This is a genomic window from Acinetobacter sp. FY683 (assembly GCF_059515885.1).
This window is the reverse complement of the sequence record NZ_JCAKNA010000010.1, coordinates 1-17,465: the sequence shown is the minus strand read 5'-3', so window position 1 is coordinate 17,465 and position 17,465 is coordinate 1. Positions and strand designations below refer to the sequence as shown.

Genomic DNA, 17,465 nt, shown 5'->3' with positions numbered 1-17,465 from the left:
GGTGTGATATTTTAAAAAAATAAACTTAATGTTTGTGGCAAATTGCATCTGAAAAACAGTCTATATCTTGATTAATTAGAACAGGTTTTAGCTTTAAGTATTCATTAAGTTGAGATGCTGAATAATCGGCATGGGTTATTTTTTTTCTTTCCACTTGATTGATTTGAATAAAAGTTAAAAAGCGTCTAGCTTGATCAGCAAGTTGAGAGTTATTTAACTTTGCAAGCTTTTGAATTGCAGATAAATGATCGCTTTTAATTGATACTTCACCAAAATATGAATTAGAAACAGGATCTTCAGGCATGCCTTTGAATAATAACTGTGTATATGCTTGTTTTAAGTATTCTGCTTCTTTTATAAAGTGGCTTTTAGGGTATTGGTCTATATAACTTTCCCAAAATAAAGCACGATCTGAAATTTCTTTAGCATCGATAGTGATGTGGTGGTTATGAAAAGTATTTTGCATATTTTGCTGTGCTAAGCTTTCAATAAAAATCCGTTCAGCTTGAGGTAGGTAGGGTGCAAATAAGCGTGCAAGATACTGCGGATTGCGTCTATAAACTAATTCATGCTGGGCAGTTTCATGTAGCTCAATATATGCTTGTCCTTTGTGTTTTAGTAAATATTGATCTCTTAAACTAAATTCTTCTTGGTGACTTTGTTGAATAGTAGGGTATTGCGCCATGTCTAATGCGTAAAAATCAAAAGCACTTTGCTCTTTTGGCGTGCGTTTAACGATAAGGAAATTATCGTACATTTGGTTGCTTAAATGTATTAAGGCTATTTGATGTTTGAAGTCTGCAAGAGGTACGCAGATTTTTAAATTTTGATTAATTTGTTCTAATGCAAAGGTTGTACGTGTGTTATCAATTTCTTGCATTTCTTTGCTTAAATTGTTGCAAAGTTTTGTTAGATCGAGTTCGATAGGTTCTTCATAAGTTTCTTCAACTTGAATAGGTGGTGGATCAGACTTTTGACATGCAACTAAGCTAAGCATAGAGCTTAAAATACTTAGAATAATAGCGATGTAAAAAAATTTATATTCCACTAGAGCTTATACAGACATTATCTAAAATAAACATTTTCAATCTTAGCGTTGAATAATGAAAAATGATTGTGGAGTTGTGAGTTGATTTCGTAAATATATGGTAGTGAACGTAACAAATTTCATTAAAATGGATAGATTGTGAAAATACTATATATTTTAAATAAGTGAAAAATATACATAAAAAAGATGTTGAAGCTTTAAAATTTATGATGTTATTGAGGATATATAAAATGTTCTTGGTTACTAGACTCAATTCGGTAAGGGCTTAAATAAAACAATGAAGAAAAACTTTTTATGTTTTTTATCTTTAGCGGTAATAAGTCCGTGGGTTAGTGCTCTAGACTTAGTCGATGCTTATGATCGTGCTAAAAATTCAGATCCGAACTGGCAAGCCAATATTTTGCAATACGAAGCAGATCAACTAAATTTAGGTTTAGCAAAAGGGAATCTTTTACCAACAGTTACGATATCTGGAAATATCACAAGAAAAAGCCAAGAGATGAATAGTATTTCGATTCCTGGCGCACCAGAAATTAATTCTGACAATTTAATGTCGGCAACATCTACTACACGTCAAGCTTCCGTTACGGCAAGACAGCCTTTGTTTAGATGGGATGCTTGGGAAGGGCTTAAACAGGTTAAAACTTCAATTAGCTTAAGTGAAGTCACTTTAAAGGTTCAGCAACAAGATCATATTTTAAATGTTTCAGAATCATATTTTAATGTGTTGAGACAACAGGCTTTAACAGCTGCCTATTTACAAGAGGAAAAAGCCTTACTAGAACAACTTAATATGATGAATGCTAAGTTAAGAGAAGGACTCATTGCAAAAAGTGATGTTAGTGAAGCAAATGCTCAATACCAAAATGCACGAGCAAATCGTATTTCAACGCATATTCAATTAATTTTAGCTCAAGAACAATTGTCACAAATGATTGGGTCATATCAAGAAAATTTGGCTGTACTTCGTAGCGACTTTAAATTTCAAAAGCCAATTCCTGAAAAGCTTAAAGACTGGACGGATCTTGCACAATCTCAAAATTTAAATGTGCAACAAGCTCGATTACAATATAAATATGCTGAAGATGGTGTACGTGTAGAACGAGCTGCCAAGTATCCTCAAGTTGAAGCTGTAGGGACTTATGGATATACCAAACAAAGTCCTGAAAGTTTAATGTCACAAAATGGTGAGTTTGATCAAATTGGTGTAGAAGTAAACTGGAATATTTTTAATGGTGGGCGCGTAAAAAAGAATGTGCAAAAAGCATCAGTTAATGCAAAAAAAGCACAAGCACAACTTGATGCAAGTATTTTAAAAGCAAATACAGATGTCAAAAAATCATACTTACAAGTTGAGACGGATCAAGCCAAAATTGAAGCAAGAAAGACAGCAATGGAGTCTTCAGAAATTGTATCAAAAGCATCAAAAGCACAGTATAACGAAGGACTAAAAACCATGGTTGACGTGCTTTTAGCACAACGAAATGCATTTTCTACCAAGCAAGAGTATTTGAATGCTAAATATGATTACATTGTAAATTTTTTACGCTTGAAAGCATCTGTAGGGCAGTTAAATGAACAGGTGTTAAAGGAAATGAATATGTGGCTTATTTCAAAATAATCTACTTATTAGATTGATTTAAATAAACAGATAAGATGCTCAACTTTGTCATAAAAGTTTCATCATTGTTGTGCTTTAATCTTTTGCATTATAAATTTAGAATTCTGTTGCCGTGGAGTGTATTCCTTGAGTCCAACCAATCCTGTGCTAAACCATCATATTTCTTCACAATTTAATGAAGAACTAAGAGATGTAAATACAAAATTTATGACGATGGGTGGCTTAGTTGAGCAACAGGTCGCAAGTGCAATTCGTTCATTACTAGATACAGATGCAAATTTAGCAATAGAAACACAGTTTCAAGACAATATTGTAAATCGTTATGAAACTGAAATTGATGAAGCACTGACTTTAATTTTAGCTCGACGTCATCCAGCTGCAATTGACTTACGAATGGTCATTGCAATGTCAAAAGCAAATACAGATTTAGAGCGTATTGGTGATGAAGCTGCCAAAATCGCACGTATCGCGCAAAACTTGTGTGAAGAGGGTGGTTCTCCACGTGGTTATATGGAAACACGCCATATTGGTAACCAAGTACGTGTGATGATACATGATGCTTTAGATGCCTTTGCACGTTTAGATGTAGATCAAGCATTACGTGTTTTAGTTGCAGATGCAGATATCGATCGCGAATATCAGTCAGCTATGCGTACATTAATGACATATATGATGGAAGATCCACGTCATATTTCACGTGTGATGAATGTAATGTGGGTGCTTCGTTCTTTAGAACGTATTGGCGATCATGCTCGAAATATTTCCGAGCAGGTTATTTATATGGTGAAAGGTTTAGATGTTCGTCATACAGATGTAAAAGTGATTGAAGAAAAAGTACAAGAGAGCTAATTAAAAACTAAGTTTTAAAGCTTCTATATTATTAGGAGCTTTTTTTTATCCTAAAAAAGAGATAAAAAAAATCCCAGACTTTGGGGGAAGTCTGAGATTAAAATTAGATCGGTATCAATGGAGATAGGTACCGCCTATGAAATTATTATAGGAATAGATTAAGGAAAAATCATGTGGCTTATTGTATTCTAATGTAATGTTTTATAAGTAAATATGGCTAAAAATTACATAAAAAACACATAGTTTTTTTATGGTTTTAGGGGGTTAAAAACTTTTTTTGATTTAAATTTTGATTAAAAAATAATCTAAAAGCTGTGAGTTCACTAGGGTTTAATGGGGTGCTCGAGATATTTTAAATCGGATTGTTATTTTAACAGACATCAAAAAACTGTTTTAACAGAGTCTCTTTTTTAATTTTGTCTAAATTTATTTTTTGACATTATTTTTTGTTTTAAAGGATCATTTTTTCTTTCGATCAAGTATTAAAAAAGGAGCCTTTTCAGACTCCTTTTTGACATTCTAAATTACGTACTTCGCTTGTCTTGCATAAAAAAAGCAGAGCTTTCATTTTTACTCAGGCTTTAGACCTTCAGCTTGCTCTAAAGTTTCATCATTACTGAAGAATTTCTCACGTTGTTCTTCGAGGAACTTTTTTGCATCAGGTTCAAATACATTTAAACGTTTTTCATTAATCAACGTTGTTTGGTGTTTTAACCATTCTTGCCAAGCTTGTTTAGAAACAGTGTCAAATAATTCTTGACCCTTTGCACCAGGGAAAGGTGCAAAATCTAAAGCGTCCATTTCTTGTTGATACTTACGGCAAAATACTTGTCGAGACATATCAATACTCCGAATTTAACGTAAAAATTTAAGCGTAAAGTTTTTCTAAGCGAGTATATGCGCGCTCAATTGCTGCTGCTACTTGAGCAGGAGCAGTACCACCAATATGGTTGCGCGCATTGACTGAAGCTTCTAAAGTTAATGCTTTTTCAAATACATCAGCTTGAATTAAGTCAGAGAACTGTTGAAGTTGTTCTAATGTTAATTCAGATAAGTCTTTGCCCTCTTGAACGCCAAGCGCTACAGCCTTACCTACAATTTCATGTGCATCACGGAATGCAACGCCATTTTTAACAAGGTAGTCTGCAAGGTCTGTTGCTGTTGAGAAACCACGAAGAGCAGCTTCACGCATGATTTCAATGTTTGGAACCAATGCAGGAATCATGTCAGCAAATGCCATAAGAGAACCACGAACCGTATCGATTGCATCGAATAATGGTTCTTTATCTTCTTGGTTGTCTTTATTGTAAGCCAATGGTTGACCCTTCATGAGAGTTAATAGACTCATTAAGTCACCATATACACGACCAGTTTTACCACGAATTAATTCAGGAACATCTGGATTTTTCTTTTGTGGCATGATTGATGAGCCAGTGCAGAAACGGTCAGGAATGTTCACGAATTTAAATTGTGCAGACGTCCAAAGAATCATTTCTTCTGACATGCGTGATAAGTGCATCATGATTAAAGATGCAGCAGCATTAAATTCAATACCAAAGTCACGATCTGAAACCGCATCTAATGAGTTTTCAGCAACAGCTTCAAAACCTAACAATTCAGCAGTATAAGCACGGTCAATTGGGTAAGTTGTTCCAGCAAGAGCAGCAGAACCCAATGGCATACGGTTTGTACGTTTACGGCAGTCAATTAAGCGCTCAGAGTCACGTACTAACATCTCAAACCAAGCCATTAAGTGATGACCAAAAGTTACAGGTTGAGCTGTTTGAAGGTGAGTAAAGCCTGGCATAATTGTGTCAGTATTTTTTGCTGCTAGACTTAAAATGCCTTTTTGTAATTTTTCGAGTAATTGTAAAATTGCATCAATTTCATCGCGTACGTATAAGCGGATATCTGTTGCAACTTGGTCATTACGGCTACGACCTGTGTGAAGCTTTTTACCTGTAATGCCAATACGTTGAGTTAGGCGTGATTCGATGTTCATGTGAACATCTTCAAGGTCAATGCGCCACTCGAAGTTGCCCGCTTCAATTTCAGCTTTAATTGTGTTTAAACCATTGATGATGTCATCACGCTCTTGTTCGGTTAAAACACCAACTTTTGCAAGCATAGTTGCATGTGCAATAGAACCTGCAATATCTTGTTTATAAAAGCGTTGGTCAAATTGAACAGATGCTGTAAATTCTGCAACAAAGGCATCAGTAGCTTCAGAGAAACGACCGCCCCACATACCCGATGTTTGGGTTTGTGACGGATTTGAGGAATTAGATGATGTGGTCATGTCGGCTCAATAGAATAAAAAGCGAGAATATGCACAATAGTATAACAAATTCGGAAACAGTTACCGAAAAACAAGTTGATCAAACTTTTGCACATATGCAGGGGGAAAATCATTCAATCTATTTTTTAACGAAAATAGGTCGTTGGCAATATTTAATTGAATTATTTATTGGCAGTGTTTTACTGGCACTGGTCTTGGTTTTGGCAGAGGCCCAGGGGTGGTCGGGACTAAGCTTTGGGCGTTTTATTCAATATGTGCTCTATATAGATTGGGTGCTTTTATGCTTTGTGACTTTGGTTGAATATTTTCAAAAAGCACTGATTAAAGTTCATTTGGCACAATCATTTATTCTTGGTTTTTTACTTTTACAGTTGATTATTTTATCTACAACATTGGGGTTAAATTTTTTTCAACACTTAGGTGAAAATTTTAGTTTAGAAAATTTAACTTTAAATGTTCTATTTAATCATGTTGGTTTGCATTTAGGTTATGGCATTTTATTGGGTGCATTTTGCTTTCGGTATTTATATGTGCGTGAACAGTGGGTGCAACAACAGCATAGTGAATTACGCTCAAGAGTCGATGCTTTACAAGCACGGATCCATCCTCACTTTTTATTTAATAGTTTAAATAATGTGATTAGTTTAATTGCCATAGATCCTGATAAAGCAGAACAAATGCTTTTAAATTTGTCTCGTTTATTTCGGGCAAGTTTACAGGAGCTTAAGCTTGTAAGTTTGTCAGATGAAATTGAGCTTTGCCAAAAATATTTAGAAATAGAACAAATTCGTTTAGGTGACCGATTAAATGTAGATTGGAAATTTGAAAATAAGCAAGTTTTCCCTTTTGTACAAATTCCATTGCTTACTTTACAACCACTGCTTGAAAATAGTATTTTTCATGGTGTAGAAAAAATTTTAGCTCAAAGTACAATTAGCATATTAGTTGAAGTTTTGGACAATCATGTCAATATTGTTGTCACGAATCCTTTTATAATAAATGATGTGGAGCAACGTAAAAATCATGGTATTGCAATAAAAAATATTAAGCAGCGCTTACAAGCATATTATGGAAGTTCTGTACAATTTAGAACATTTTCTGGAAACCAAACATATACAACCGTGGTTCAGTATAGATATAAATAATGCGTTAACTTTATTTTAATTTTTCAAATGAATTGGGTAAATAATAGTATGGATATATTGATTTGTGATGATGAGTCTTTAGCAGTCCAAAGATTATCGAAGTTAGTTGAACAACTTGGTCATCAAGTTGTGGCAACTGCATCACATGGTCAAGAAGCAATTGAACTTGCACAAGTTTATTGCCCAGACGTTATTTTACTTGATATTCAAATGCCCGAAATGGATGGGTTGGTTTGTGCCAAGCGGTTGCGAGAATTAGGTTTAATGCCTGCGATTGTTTTCTGTACGGCTTATGATGAATACGCATTAAATGCTTTTAAATCTCAAGCAGATGGATATTTGCTCAAACCTGTGCTAAAACAAGATTTACAACTCGTATTAGATCAATTAACCAAACTTACTCAAGCTCAGTTGAGTAATATAAAACAAAAAGAAAATATGGAAGAACTAAATAATCAACGCACACAAATCGTGGCGAAAACCTTTCGAGGTGTGGAATTGATACCTGTTGAAAATATTTATTATTTTTTGGCAGATCAAAAATATGTCACTGTTCGTCATAAGAATGGAAGTGTTCTTATTGATGAAACTCTAAAAGATCTTGAGCATGAATTTGGTGAACAATTTATTCGAATTCATCGTAATGCATTGGTTTCAGTCAACTTTTTAGAAGGGTTGGAGCTTGTAAGTTCAGGACAATATCAAGTGAGATGTCATGGAGTGGACGAGCGTTTATCCGTCAGTCGTCGTCATTTGCCATTATTAAGAGAGCGATTACAAAAGATTTAACCACTTTAAATATAAATTTTGACACAAGCAAAAGTTCAATTTGCTTGCATTTTTAAGATTTCAAGTTAAGTTTACATGCATACTAAATTATTTTATTTAAGTTGGCATAATGAAAACCCTTAAAATTGCAACTCGACAAAGCCCACTTGCTTTATGGCAAGCAGAACATATTCGTGCGCGTTTAGAGGCGTTACATGCAGATTTAACTGTTGAACTTGTTACTTTTGTTACACAGGGCGATAAAATTCTAGATACTCCACTCGCAAAAATTGGTGGAAAAGGTTTATTTGTAAAAGAATTAGAAGCTGCCTTATTAGATGGTCGTGCAGATCTTGCTGTACATTCTATGAAAGATGTTCCAATGGCACTGCCTGAAGGCTTAACATTAGCTGTAATTTGCGAGCGTGAAGATCCATTAGATGCGTTCGTTTCAAATACCTATGCAAGTTTTAATGACTTACCACAAGGTGCAAAAGTTGGAACGTCTAGCTTACGCCGTAAATGCCAAATTTTAAAAGCCCGTCCAGACTTAGAGATTATTGATTTACGTGGCAACGTAGGTACGCGCTTATCTAAATTAGATGCGGGCAATTATGATGCCATTATCTTGGCAAGTGCAGGTTTGAAGCGCTTGGAATTGGCAGATCGTATTCGTCATACCCTTGATCCAGTTGTAAGTTTACCTGCAGTTGGACAAGGGGCATTGGGCTTAGAGTGCCGTGAAGATGATCAAGCTATTTTAGATCTTATTTTGCCACTTATGCATGATGAATCTAATGTCTGTGTCCGTGCAGAACGTGCATTTAATGCTTATTTAGAAGGTGGTTGCCAAGTTCCAATTGCAGGCTATGCAACATTACAAGATGGTCAACTTTATATTGAAGGTCGTGTTGGTAGTGTCGATGGTGAAACTTTGCTTCAAGTTAACTTAAAAGGTCAGCCTGAAGGTGCTGAAAGACTTGGTGTTCAGCTTGCTCAAGAGTTACTTGCATTGGGTGCGGGTGAGCTTTTAAAAGCATTACATTAATATGCTTTTTATTAATACTCGACCACAAGATCGTGCAAAGCCATTAACTATGGCTTTGCAACAGCGGTCTATAGATGTTGTTGAGCTACCATTACTTGAGCTTATTGAACGTCCTTTATCGGATGGTTTGATTGATTTGTATCAGCAACTTCTACATGTGAAAGTAATTGTAGTTGTGAGTCCAACTGCTGTAGAGGTTGGCATGAAATATTTAAAAAAATTACAAATTTCACTCGATGATTTAATACAGATAAAGTGGATTGCTGTAGGGCAGAAGACGGCAGAATGTTTGATGTCTTACGGGGTTGAAAGTTTTATTCCAGATATTGAAACATCGGAAGGAATGTTGAGCCTGCCAGTTTTAAAAAATTTAGATGCTAAAACTGAAATTGCGTTTTGGCGTGGTGAAGGAGGGCGTCAATTTATGATGGATAGCCTTATTTCACAAGGTCACAACGTTCTGAACTTTATTCTGTATGAGCGTCAATGTCCGTTTCAATCTAAACAGGTTATAGAAACAATAAAACAGCGTATAACTCAATTATCTCATTATAAAATGGTCGTAAGTAGTGAGGCGAGCTGGTTAAATTGGATTGAATTAATTCAAAATAATCGTGATATTCTAAACAAGGCTGATTATTGGGTATTAGGGGAGCGATTATTTCAATTGTTACTCGATTATCAAAAGCAGAATAAACTGAGTTTTAAAATTACAAAACTAGCTAACTTAAAAATAGATTCAATTATGCAACAGATTACAGTTGCTCAAGGGTAAACATGAAAAAGCTTTATATTTTTATATTCATAATTATTTTAGCCATTGTCGCTAAATTAAGTTATGACGTATATAAAATATCGGCTCAACAAGCTGAATTGCAGCAAATGGTGAATAAACTTGAAAAGACGAATTTAAGTTTGAATGATCAATTGGTGGCAATACAAAGAGACCCGAGTGCAAGTAATACAGTTGAACTTAAAAAAATAGCAGATGCCGATACGCAAATTCACCCCAATGATTTGATTAAGCAACAATTGAGTTTGGTTGAGTTTGCCTTAAAACAGCATCAATACCATTATGCTGTGGAAAAGTTACTATTGTTAAATCAACAAATTGATACTTATTTACTTGCTCCAGCAGTAAAGAATAGTTTGCATCAAGTAATTGATAAAGATATTCAAACCATCAAACAATATGTGGTTAATAATGATATTCAGCAACAGCAAATTAATCAGTTGATTTTGAAATTAAATGCTGAGCTTAAACAAGAAATTATCCATCCGAATTTAACAGTTTCACAACCTGAAAATGCTTATTTTTGGCAAAAATGGTTCTTTGTGGAATCTACAAGAAAACCCGCACAACAATTAATGCAGCGTTCAGTGATTTTAAAAGAAGCGCAGTTAAGATTACTTATAGCGCGTGAAGCATTATCTCAAGGGCAGTTTGTTCAATATCATCAAGAATTAACAGATATTATTCAGCTTGTAGATCAGCTGCCAGATCAAGTTGCTAAACAACTTGTTCAGCAACTTAAAAATATTGATGGAATGACCACGATTCCAGTTCCTGTATTAAGTACTAGAGCATTGATGGGCTAAGTTATGAAAACAGTTGTTCTTGCTTATGCACTGATTATCCTCATTTTTACTGCCATTTTAAGCCTGTTAAATTATGGTTATGGGGCCGGTTATGTTTATATTTATTGGCGTGATTTACAAATCCAGACCAATACATGGGTTATTTTCTTTTTAACTATTTTAACGAGTTTAGTTATTCAAACATTATGGGTGATCAGTAAAAAATACTTCATGCGTGAAAAGCGTAAAAGTAAAGTGATATTTGATTTTAAAAACTTGCATCCTTATGAGCAACTGGCTGTAATTTCACTACTAGATGCAGAAATAGATCAAAAAGACTTTATTCAAACTGTATTTTCAAATTCAGGTTTATTGCAAGGTGTAATTAATGCTCAGCTTGAATATGCACAAGGTCATTTGTCACAAGCGCTGACATCTTTAGAGCAAACGAATGCAATGGCATTTGAGCTAGCAGAAATTCAACGAATACGTATTTATTTAGCCCAAAATGATGCAGAGAAAGCATTAACACATCTTGAGTTTTTAAATCAGCACGAATTGTCGCCATGGTTAAATGACGTTAAAAACTCTTATGAGCAAACTTTACAAGATTTGTGGGGGGCTTTTGCTGTTGCATTTCCGTGGGATTATTTACGTTCAACAAAATACGGTCATTTAAATATTGATAAAAAAGTGAATTGGTTAAAACGCTTGCTTGAACAGTTTGATCAAGCAAGTTTGGATAATCTGAAAGATTTACAACAGCGCTATTTGGCTCTTTCAAGTAATATTACAGATAAGGATTATGAGGTAAATGTACTTTGGTTAAAGGTGCTTTCTCGTTTGCCTGAGCTAAGTGAGCAGCACGAACAGTTGGCGGAATATTTACTTGGAATTCAGTTTGATCAAGATGTCTTTTATTTATGGTTCCAGCAGCAGGTACTTAAACAAAATCCTGATTATGCAAAAATAGAGCAAAAAATTGATTATTGGGAAGCTAAATATCCTGCTTTACCTATACTTAGTTTTGTTAAGTGGCATGTTTATCAAGAGCAAGGTCGTTTTGCTGAAGCAGAACAATTGTTAGCACTTTATCCAGACCATATATTAATGAGTTATTTACGAATTAAATCAACCTTAAAAGATCAAGATCACTTAGTACAACAGCTAAATTTGATTTTTGAAAATAATGCAAATCACTTGGTTATTAAAATATAAAAAGAATCTAAAGTGTAAAATCTATCAAGTATTTATAGGCAATAGTTTAATTTTGATTTTTATGATGAGTGAAACGTATTTTTTAAATTTTTAAGTGCATATTTAGGCTGTATTTTTTGGAAATTAAAGTAAGTTGTTTTCATTTATATTATTGGTTTTAAAAAGCTATATTTTTATTATTGATGCGTAGTCTATATAAAATAATAATCTTGTTGTGTGTGAGAATATTTAAATATGGTTTTAGATGTCATAAATAAGATTGAAAGGAGTGATTAAAAAGATATTAAAGACAAGAGTTTAAAACTAAAAATGAGATTAATCACATTAATAGTGTGGCAAGCACAATATAATAAATTATTTTAAATTGTGTTGAATTGAAATTTATTATTGAAAAAATTAGTTTATATAAATATCATATAAGGGTTAATCATAAAATAAATATGTGAAAATTGGAGTCTATAATGCCAGATATTAGTAATATGTCGGTTGAAGAGTTAAAGCGTTTACAACTAGAAGCTGAAGCTTTAATTGCATCTAAAAAAGACCAAGCAATAGAAGATGCATATAATCAAATTTTAGCAATTGCTGAAGATGTTGGATTATCTGTAGATCAAATTATTGAGTTTGGTTCTGCTAAACGTAAGAAAGGTACTCGTAAAGCTGTAGAGCCAAGATATCGTAATAAAGGCAACACAGCTGAAACGTGGACAGGTCGTGGTAAACAACCACGCTGGTTAGTTGCACAACTTGAAAAAGGTGCAAAATTGGAAGATTTTCTTATCTAATTTTTAGCTCATTAGTTGTTGTATTAAGTTTATTTTTAAAGCCAAGTGTATAAGCTTGGCTTTTTTTATTCTTGATGGTTTTAAATTGTATTGAGTTTATAAAACCTAAAATTATTTTAATGATGCGTCATGATATGATTATGCAAAATCACTATTGAGTAGCTTTTTATGACTTGGAAATTACAGGCCATTACAGGTGAGTTCACAGGACAAGAGATCCTCATTGACCGTGATATGTTGGTAGGGCGTCATCAAGATTCAGATGTGCTTTTACAATCTTCAGAAATTTCGCGTAAACATGCTGCATTCTTACTAAAGAATAATGAACTTTGGCTTCAAGACTTAAAGTCATCGAATGGGACTTTTGTAAATGAAGTACGTATTGATGCTGAAGCTCTTTTAAAAGAGAGTGATGTTGTTCAATTTGCGGGTTTAAAGTTTGTGGTGTTGCGAGTTGAGCAACAAATTGAAATGCCAGTAGCTTTATCGAATGTGGAGCTTCAACCCGTTGTAGTGGCAGATAAAGAAGAGGTAATAAATCCTATTCAACAGCCATCAGAAACAATTGCGACATCTGAGACAGCGGCTAAGCAAGAAGAGCTCACACCTGCACAGCAAATGAATGCACAGGGTATGCCTGATTTGAAAGCGCGTGATGCAAGTGTTCAAGTTACAAAAGAAGGTATGCCGACAAATGTTGGTATTCCAAAGCCTGCTCCAATTCCTGAGGGTGTAGATTTAAGTGCACCTATAAAGCATGAAGAGTGTGAAGTTGAAATTCCTGCAGTATGTGTTGAACAAGAAAGAGAAGCGCAAAAAAATGCTTCTGTTGGCTTAATTGCTGTAATTGTTCTTGTTATTTTGGCAATAATTGCATTTGTAATGTTTAAATAATGTTGGTTTAGCATACAATCGAAGGCATGCAATCGCATGCCTTTTTTTATTGCGGAGTCAAAATGTCAGTAGCAAAGCTTAATGCTCGAGAAGTTATTTTATTTGATTTAGATGGTACTTTAGTTGACTCTGCTTCAGATCTTTATCGAGCAATGAACTTGAGTTTAAGTGAGTTGAGTTTACCACTTGTGACTGAAGAGCAAGTTCGCGTTTGGGTGGGTAAGGGTACATCACTTTTTTGTGAAAGTGTTTTAAGACATATTATTGGGCGGGTTGATCCAGTTCAGCATGAACAATTACTAGCAACATTTTTAAAAATTTATAATGCGGAACCTTGCGTTGAAACTTTACCATTTGATGGGGTGGTGGAATTTTTAGATTGGGGTGCTGCACATCATAAAAAACTCATTTGTGTGACAAATAAACCTGAACAGCCAGCGCGTGCAATTATTAAAGAGTTAGCACTAGATCATTATTTTGACGATGTGATTGGAGGCGATCGATTTTCAGAACGGAAACCACATCCAAAACAATTACTTCATTGTGTAGAAGCTTATAATGTTGAGAAAGAACAAGTTCTAATGATTGGCGATTCTAGTAATGATGTGGAAGCTGCGCGCCGTGCGGGAGTAGATTGTATTGTACTTAGCTATGGCTATAATCATGGTGAAAATATTTTAGATTGTCAGCCCCAACAGGTTGTTGATGATCTTAGAGAGTTGATTGCATAAAACAAAGTTAAATAAAGGAATATTGAAAATGAGTACATGTGTGGTTTTTCGATGGCGAAGCTCAGTCCAATAACACCGAATGAACTGAACAACGTCCAATACGAAATTTATTAGAGAAAACAACATGACTACTCAAACTCAATTTAGCCTTTTGAAAGATGCTGGCTATAATCTTATTCCTGTATATCGTCAACGGTTAGCTGATACAGAAACTCCGCTTTCTGTATTTGCGCGTTTAAAGTCTCATGAACAGGCTTATCTCTTTGAATCTGTAGAGGGTGGGGAAAACTGGGCGCGCTATTCTATTATTGGTTTGGGCGAGTCAACGGTTTTTTCATGCAACGAAGGTCAACTTACCATTCAACAAGCCGATGGAAGTATTGTAAAACAAGATTGTTCAGATCCATTTCAATATATCCGAGATTTCCAAGAACAATATAAAGTACCTACGCAAAAAGATTTACCTGCACTACCAAATTTTACAGGCGGCTTAGTTGGATATTTCGGATACGACTCTGTTCGTTATATCGAACCGCGTTTAAATAATATTCCTGATGCAGATCCTGTGGGTTTACCAGATATTTGGATGATGCTGTCGAAAACAGTGATTGTTTTTGATAATTTGAAAGATACCTTATTCTTAATTGTTCATGCAGATGTGAATGATGATGAAGCTTATGCGAAGGCACAAGCTCAGCTAGATGCTTTAGAAGAGCTTCTTGCTACACCAGTGCGCTTAAAAGCAGAAAAACACACAGCGCCACATTTTGAGTCGCTTACAGGTAAAGAAAAATATTTAGAGTCTATTGAGACAGTAAAAGAATACATTCGTGCAGGCGATGTAATGCAAGTTGTACCAGGGCATCGTATGGTGTCTGACTTTGATGGTGAGCCATTGCAAGTTTATCGCGCATTAAGACATTTGAATCCGTCGCCTTATTTATTCTTGGTGCAAGGCAGAACATTAGAAAACAAAAAACCATTTCATATTGTAGGTTCATCTCCTGAAATTTTGTCACGTTTAGAAAATGGTATTGCAACAGTTCGTCCATTGGCGGGTACACGACCACGTGGCAAAACCAAAGAAGAAGATCTAGCACTTGAACAAGATTTATTGTCAGACGAAAAAGAAATAGCAGAACATCTTATGCTTATAGATCTTGGGCGAAATGATGTCGGTCGTATTGCTAAAATTGGTAAAGTGCAAGTTACAGATAAAATGGTGATTGAGCGTTATTCACATGTCATGCACATTGTGTCAAATGTTCAGGGTGAGGTTCGAGATGATGTTGATGCTTTAGATGTATTTAAAGCAACATTTCCTGCAGGAACACTTTCTGGGGCGCCAAAAATTCGAGCAATGGAAATTATTGACGAAGTTGAACCTGTAAAACGTGGAATTTTTGGTGGAGCTGTTGGTTATTTAGGCTGGCATGGCGAAATGGACATGTCTATTGCGATTAGAACATGTGTAATTCGTGAAAATAAGGTATTTGTTCAAGCAGGAGCGGGGTTAGTTGCAGACTCAAATCCTGAATCTGAGTGGCAAGAAACGCAAATAAAAGCTCGTGCAGTGATCAAAGCGGTTGAATTATCATCAAATGGATTGATTTTATGAGTTTTTGACGTTTTTTTTGAAAAAAACACTTGCACGGATTCAAAGTTTTGCTAAACTGCACACCGTTCCGATACGAAACGTACGAAACACTAAGAAACGCCGGCATAGCTCAGTTGGTAGAGCAACTGACTTGTAATCAGTAGGTCCACAGTTCGAATCCGTGTGCCGGCACCATCTTAGAGGTTTTGAGTAGGTTGAGTAAAGAACAACACTGAAAGTAAGTGTAAATGGTGAGGTTCCCGAGCGGTCAAAGGGGGCGGACTGTAACTCCGCTACGAAAGTTTCGAAGGTTCGAATCCTTCCCTCACCACCAATTTAAGACTTCAATAAGTGGTTTGTACCAACATCGTGCGGGAGTAGCTCAGTTGGTAGAGCGGCAGCCTTCCAAGCTGCATGTCGCGAGTTCGACCCTCGTCTCCCGCTCCATTGAAGCATTTGTTTGCTCTTATAGCTCAGTGGTAGAGCACTCCCTTGGTAAGGGAGAGGTCTCGAGTTCAAATCTCGATAAGAGCTCCAGATACAGTTTAGCAACTTTGTTGCACAGAATTTTTTAAAAAGCAGGCTTATTAGTCTGCTTTTCGAGTATTGGGTATTTACTTTTTTAGACGATATGTCGAAGCTGGGTTTCTCTCAGAATTGTGTTCGACGTAAACGAGGAAGATGAAAAATGGCTAAGGCTAAGTTTGAACGTAATAAGCCACACGTTAACGTGGGCACAATTGGTCACGTTGACCATGGTAAAACTACTTTAACAGCTGCAATTGCAACTGTATGTGCTAAGAAATTTGGTGGCGAAGCGAAAGACTACGCTGCAATTGACTCTGCACCTGAAGAAAAAGCACGTGGTATTACAATTAATACTTCACACGTAGAATACGATTCTCCAATTCGTCACTACGCTCACGTAGACTGCCCGGGCCACGCGGATTATGTTAAAAACATGATTACTGGTGCTGCTCAAATGGATGGCGCGATCCTTGTATGTGCTGCGACTGATGGTCCAATGCCACAAACTCGTGAACACATCCTTCTTTCTCGCCAAGTAGGTGTTCCATACATCGTTGTATTCTTAAACAAATGCGACCTTGTTGATGATGAAGAATTACTTGAATTAGTAGAAATGGAAGTTCGTGAACTTCTTTCTACTTATGACTTCCCAGGCGATGACACTCCAGTTATCCGTGGTTCTGCTCTTGCTGCGCTTAACGGTGAAGCTGGTCAGTTCGGTGAAGATGCAGTTGTTGCTCTTGTTGAAGCTCTTGATACTTATATCCCAGAGCCAGAGCGTGCTATCGATCTTCCATTCCTTATGCCAATCGAAGATGTATTCTCTATCTCAGGTCGTGGTACAGTAGTAACTGGCCGTGTTGAGACTGGTATTGTACGTGTTGGTGAAGAAGTTGAAATCGTTGGTATTAAAGATACAGTTAAAACAACTGTAACTGGCGTAGAAATGTTCCGTAAACTTCTTGACGAAGGTCGTGCGGGCGAGAACTGTGGTGTTCTTCTACGTGGTACTAAGCGTGAAGACGTTCAACGTGGTCAAGTACTTGCTAAACCAGGTGCAATCAAGCCGCATACTAAATTCGACGCAGAAGTATACGTACTTTCTAAAGAAGAAGGTGGTCGTCATACTCCATTCCTTAACGGTTACCGTCCACAGTTCTACTTCCGTACAACTGACGTAACTGGCGCTATCGCTCTTCAAGACGGCGTAGAAATGGTTATGCCTGGTGACAACGTAGAAATGTCAGTAGAATTAATCCACCCAATCGCAATGGACCCAGGTCTACGTTTTGCGATCCGTGAAGGTGGTCGTACAGTTGGTGCTGGTGTAGTTGCTAAAGTAACTGCATAATCGCT

The 17,465-nt window shown here is 35.9% G+C and carries 16 protein-coding genes and 4 tRNA genes; 17 read left to right on the top strand and 3 right to left on the bottom strand.

Annotated elements, in window-relative coordinates; all coding sequences use genetic code 11:
* Positions 1-25 precede the first annotated feature (25 nt).
* The gene (locus tag AC5YDH_RS07150) at positions 26-997 is read right to left on the bottom strand and encodes a hypothetical protein (protein WP_496118079.1); all 972 of its coding nucleotides are present in this window, start codon (positions 995-997) and stop codon (positions 26-28) included.
* A gap of 328 nt (positions 998-1,325) precedes the next feature.
* Between AC5YDH_RS07150 and abuO the strand changes: the two genes are divergently transcribed.
* Both abuO and phoU read left to right on the top strand, forming a co-directional pair.
* On the top strand, positions 1,326-2,669 hold the full coding sequence (gene abuO, locus AC5YDH_RS07145) for a multidrug efflux outer membrane protein AbuO (protein ID WP_496118077.1): 1,344 nt from the start codon (positions 1,326-1,328) through the stop codon (positions 2,667-2,669).
* A 126-nt stretch (positions 2,670-2,795) separates the two neighbouring features.
* Positions 2,796-3,518, top strand: coding sequence for a phosphate signaling complex protein PhoU (phoU, locus tag AC5YDH_RS07140; RefSeq protein WP_496118075.1), 723 nt, complete (start codon positions 2,796-2,798; stop codon positions 3,516-3,518).
* Positions 3,519-4,088: 570 nt separating this feature from the next.
* Here phoU and AC5YDH_RS07135 read toward each other — a convergent pair.
* A complete protein-coding gene (locus AC5YDH_RS07135; RefSeq protein ID WP_496118073.1) occupies positions 4,089-4,358 on the bottom strand; it encodes an oxidative damage protection protein in 270 nt (89 codons plus the stop codon).
* Between the two features lie 28 nt (positions 4,359-4,386).
* Positions 4,387-5,817, bottom strand: a complete 1,431-nt coding sequence (argH, locus tag AC5YDH_RS07130; RefSeq protein ID WP_496118071.1) for an argininosuccinate lyase — start codon at positions 5,815-5,817, stop codon at positions 4,387-4,389.
* Between argH and AC5YDH_RS07125 the strand changes: the two genes are divergently transcribed.
* From AC5YDH_RS07125 to tuf, 15 genes are all read left to right on the top strand, one after another.
* A complete protein-coding gene (locus AC5YDH_RS07125; protein WP_496118070.1) occupies positions 5,808-6,962 on the top strand; it encodes a sensor histidine kinase in 1,155 nt (384 codons plus the stop codon). The genes argH and AC5YDH_RS07125 overlap by 10 nt on opposite strands.
* 48 nt (positions 6,963-7,010) lie before the next feature.
* The gene (locus tag AC5YDH_RS07120; RefSeq protein WP_496118068.1) at positions 7,011-7,751 is read left to right on the top strand and encodes a LytR/AlgR family response regulator transcription factor; all 741 of its coding nucleotides are present in this window, start codon (positions 7,011-7,013) and stop codon (positions 7,749-7,751) included.
* 109 nt (positions 7,752-7,860) lie between these two features.
* The gene (hemC, locus tag AC5YDH_RS07115) at positions 7,861-8,778 is read left to right on the top strand and encodes a hydroxymethylbilane synthase (protein ID WP_496118066.1); all 918 of its coding nucleotides are present in this window, start codon (positions 7,861-7,863) and stop codon (positions 8,776-8,778) included.
* 1 nt (position 8,779) lies between these two features.
* Positions 8,780-9,553 carry a uroporphyrinogen-III synthase gene (locus tag AC5YDH_RS07110; RefSeq protein WP_496118064.1) on the top strand — a complete coding sequence of 258 codons (774 nt, stop codon included), beginning with the start codon at positions 8,780-8,782 and terminating at the stop codon, positions 9,551-9,553.
* 2 nt (positions 9,554-9,555) lie between these two features.
* Positions 9,556-10,377 (top strand): hypothetical protein, encoded by an 822-nt coding sequence (locus AC5YDH_RS07105; RefSeq protein ID WP_496118062.1) that lies wholly within the window; start codon positions 9,556-9,558, stop codon positions 10,375-10,377.
* 3 nt (positions 10,378-10,380) lie between these two features.
* Positions 10,381-11,574: a heme biosynthesis protein HemY gene (locus tag AC5YDH_RS07100; protein ID WP_496118060.1), complete on the top strand. Its 1,194-nt coding sequence runs from the start codon at positions 10,381-10,383 to the stop codon at positions 11,572-11,574.
* 458 nt (positions 11,575-12,032) lie between these two features.
* Positions 12,033-12,359, top strand: coding sequence for an H-NS histone family protein (locus AC5YDH_RS07095; RefSeq protein ID WP_496118193.1), 327 nt, complete (start codon positions 12,033-12,035; stop codon positions 12,357-12,359).
* Positions 12,360-12,527: 168 nt separating this feature from the next.
* A complete protein-coding gene (locus tag AC5YDH_RS07090) occupies positions 12,528-13,253 on the top strand; it encodes an FHA domain-containing protein (RefSeq protein ID WP_496118058.1) in 726 nt (241 codons plus the stop codon).
* A gap of 62 nt (positions 13,254-13,315) precedes the next feature.
* A complete protein-coding gene (locus AC5YDH_RS07085) occupies positions 13,316-13,984 on the top strand; it encodes an HAD-IA family hydrolase (RefSeq protein WP_496118056.1) in 669 nt (222 codons plus the stop codon).
* 124 nt (positions 13,985-14,108) lie between these two features.
* Entirely contained in the window at positions 14,109-15,602 is a 1,494-nt protein-coding gene (gene trpE, locus AC5YDH_RS07080; RefSeq protein WP_496118054.1) for an anthranilate synthase component I, read from the top strand.
* Positions 15,603-15,700: 98 nt separating this feature from the next.
* A tRNA-Thr gene (locus AC5YDH_RS07075) sits at positions 15,701-15,776 on the top strand.
* Positions 15,777-15,831: 55 nt separating this feature from the next.
* Positions 15,832-15,915: transfer RNA gene (locus tag AC5YDH_RS07070), tRNA-Tyr, on the top strand.
* Between the two features lie 37 nt (positions 15,916-15,952).
* A tRNA-Gly gene (locus tag AC5YDH_RS07065) sits at positions 15,953-16,028 on the top strand.
* Positions 16,029-16,043: 15 nt separating this feature from the next.
* A tRNA-Thr gene (locus AC5YDH_RS07060) sits at positions 16,044-16,118 on the top strand.
* A 151-nt stretch (positions 16,119-16,269) separates the two neighbouring features.
* Entirely contained in the window at positions 16,270-17,460 is a 1,191-nt protein-coding gene (tuf, locus tag AC5YDH_RS07055) for an elongation factor Tu (protein ID WP_496118052.1), read from the top strand.
* Positions 17,461-17,465: the final 5 nt, after the last annotated feature.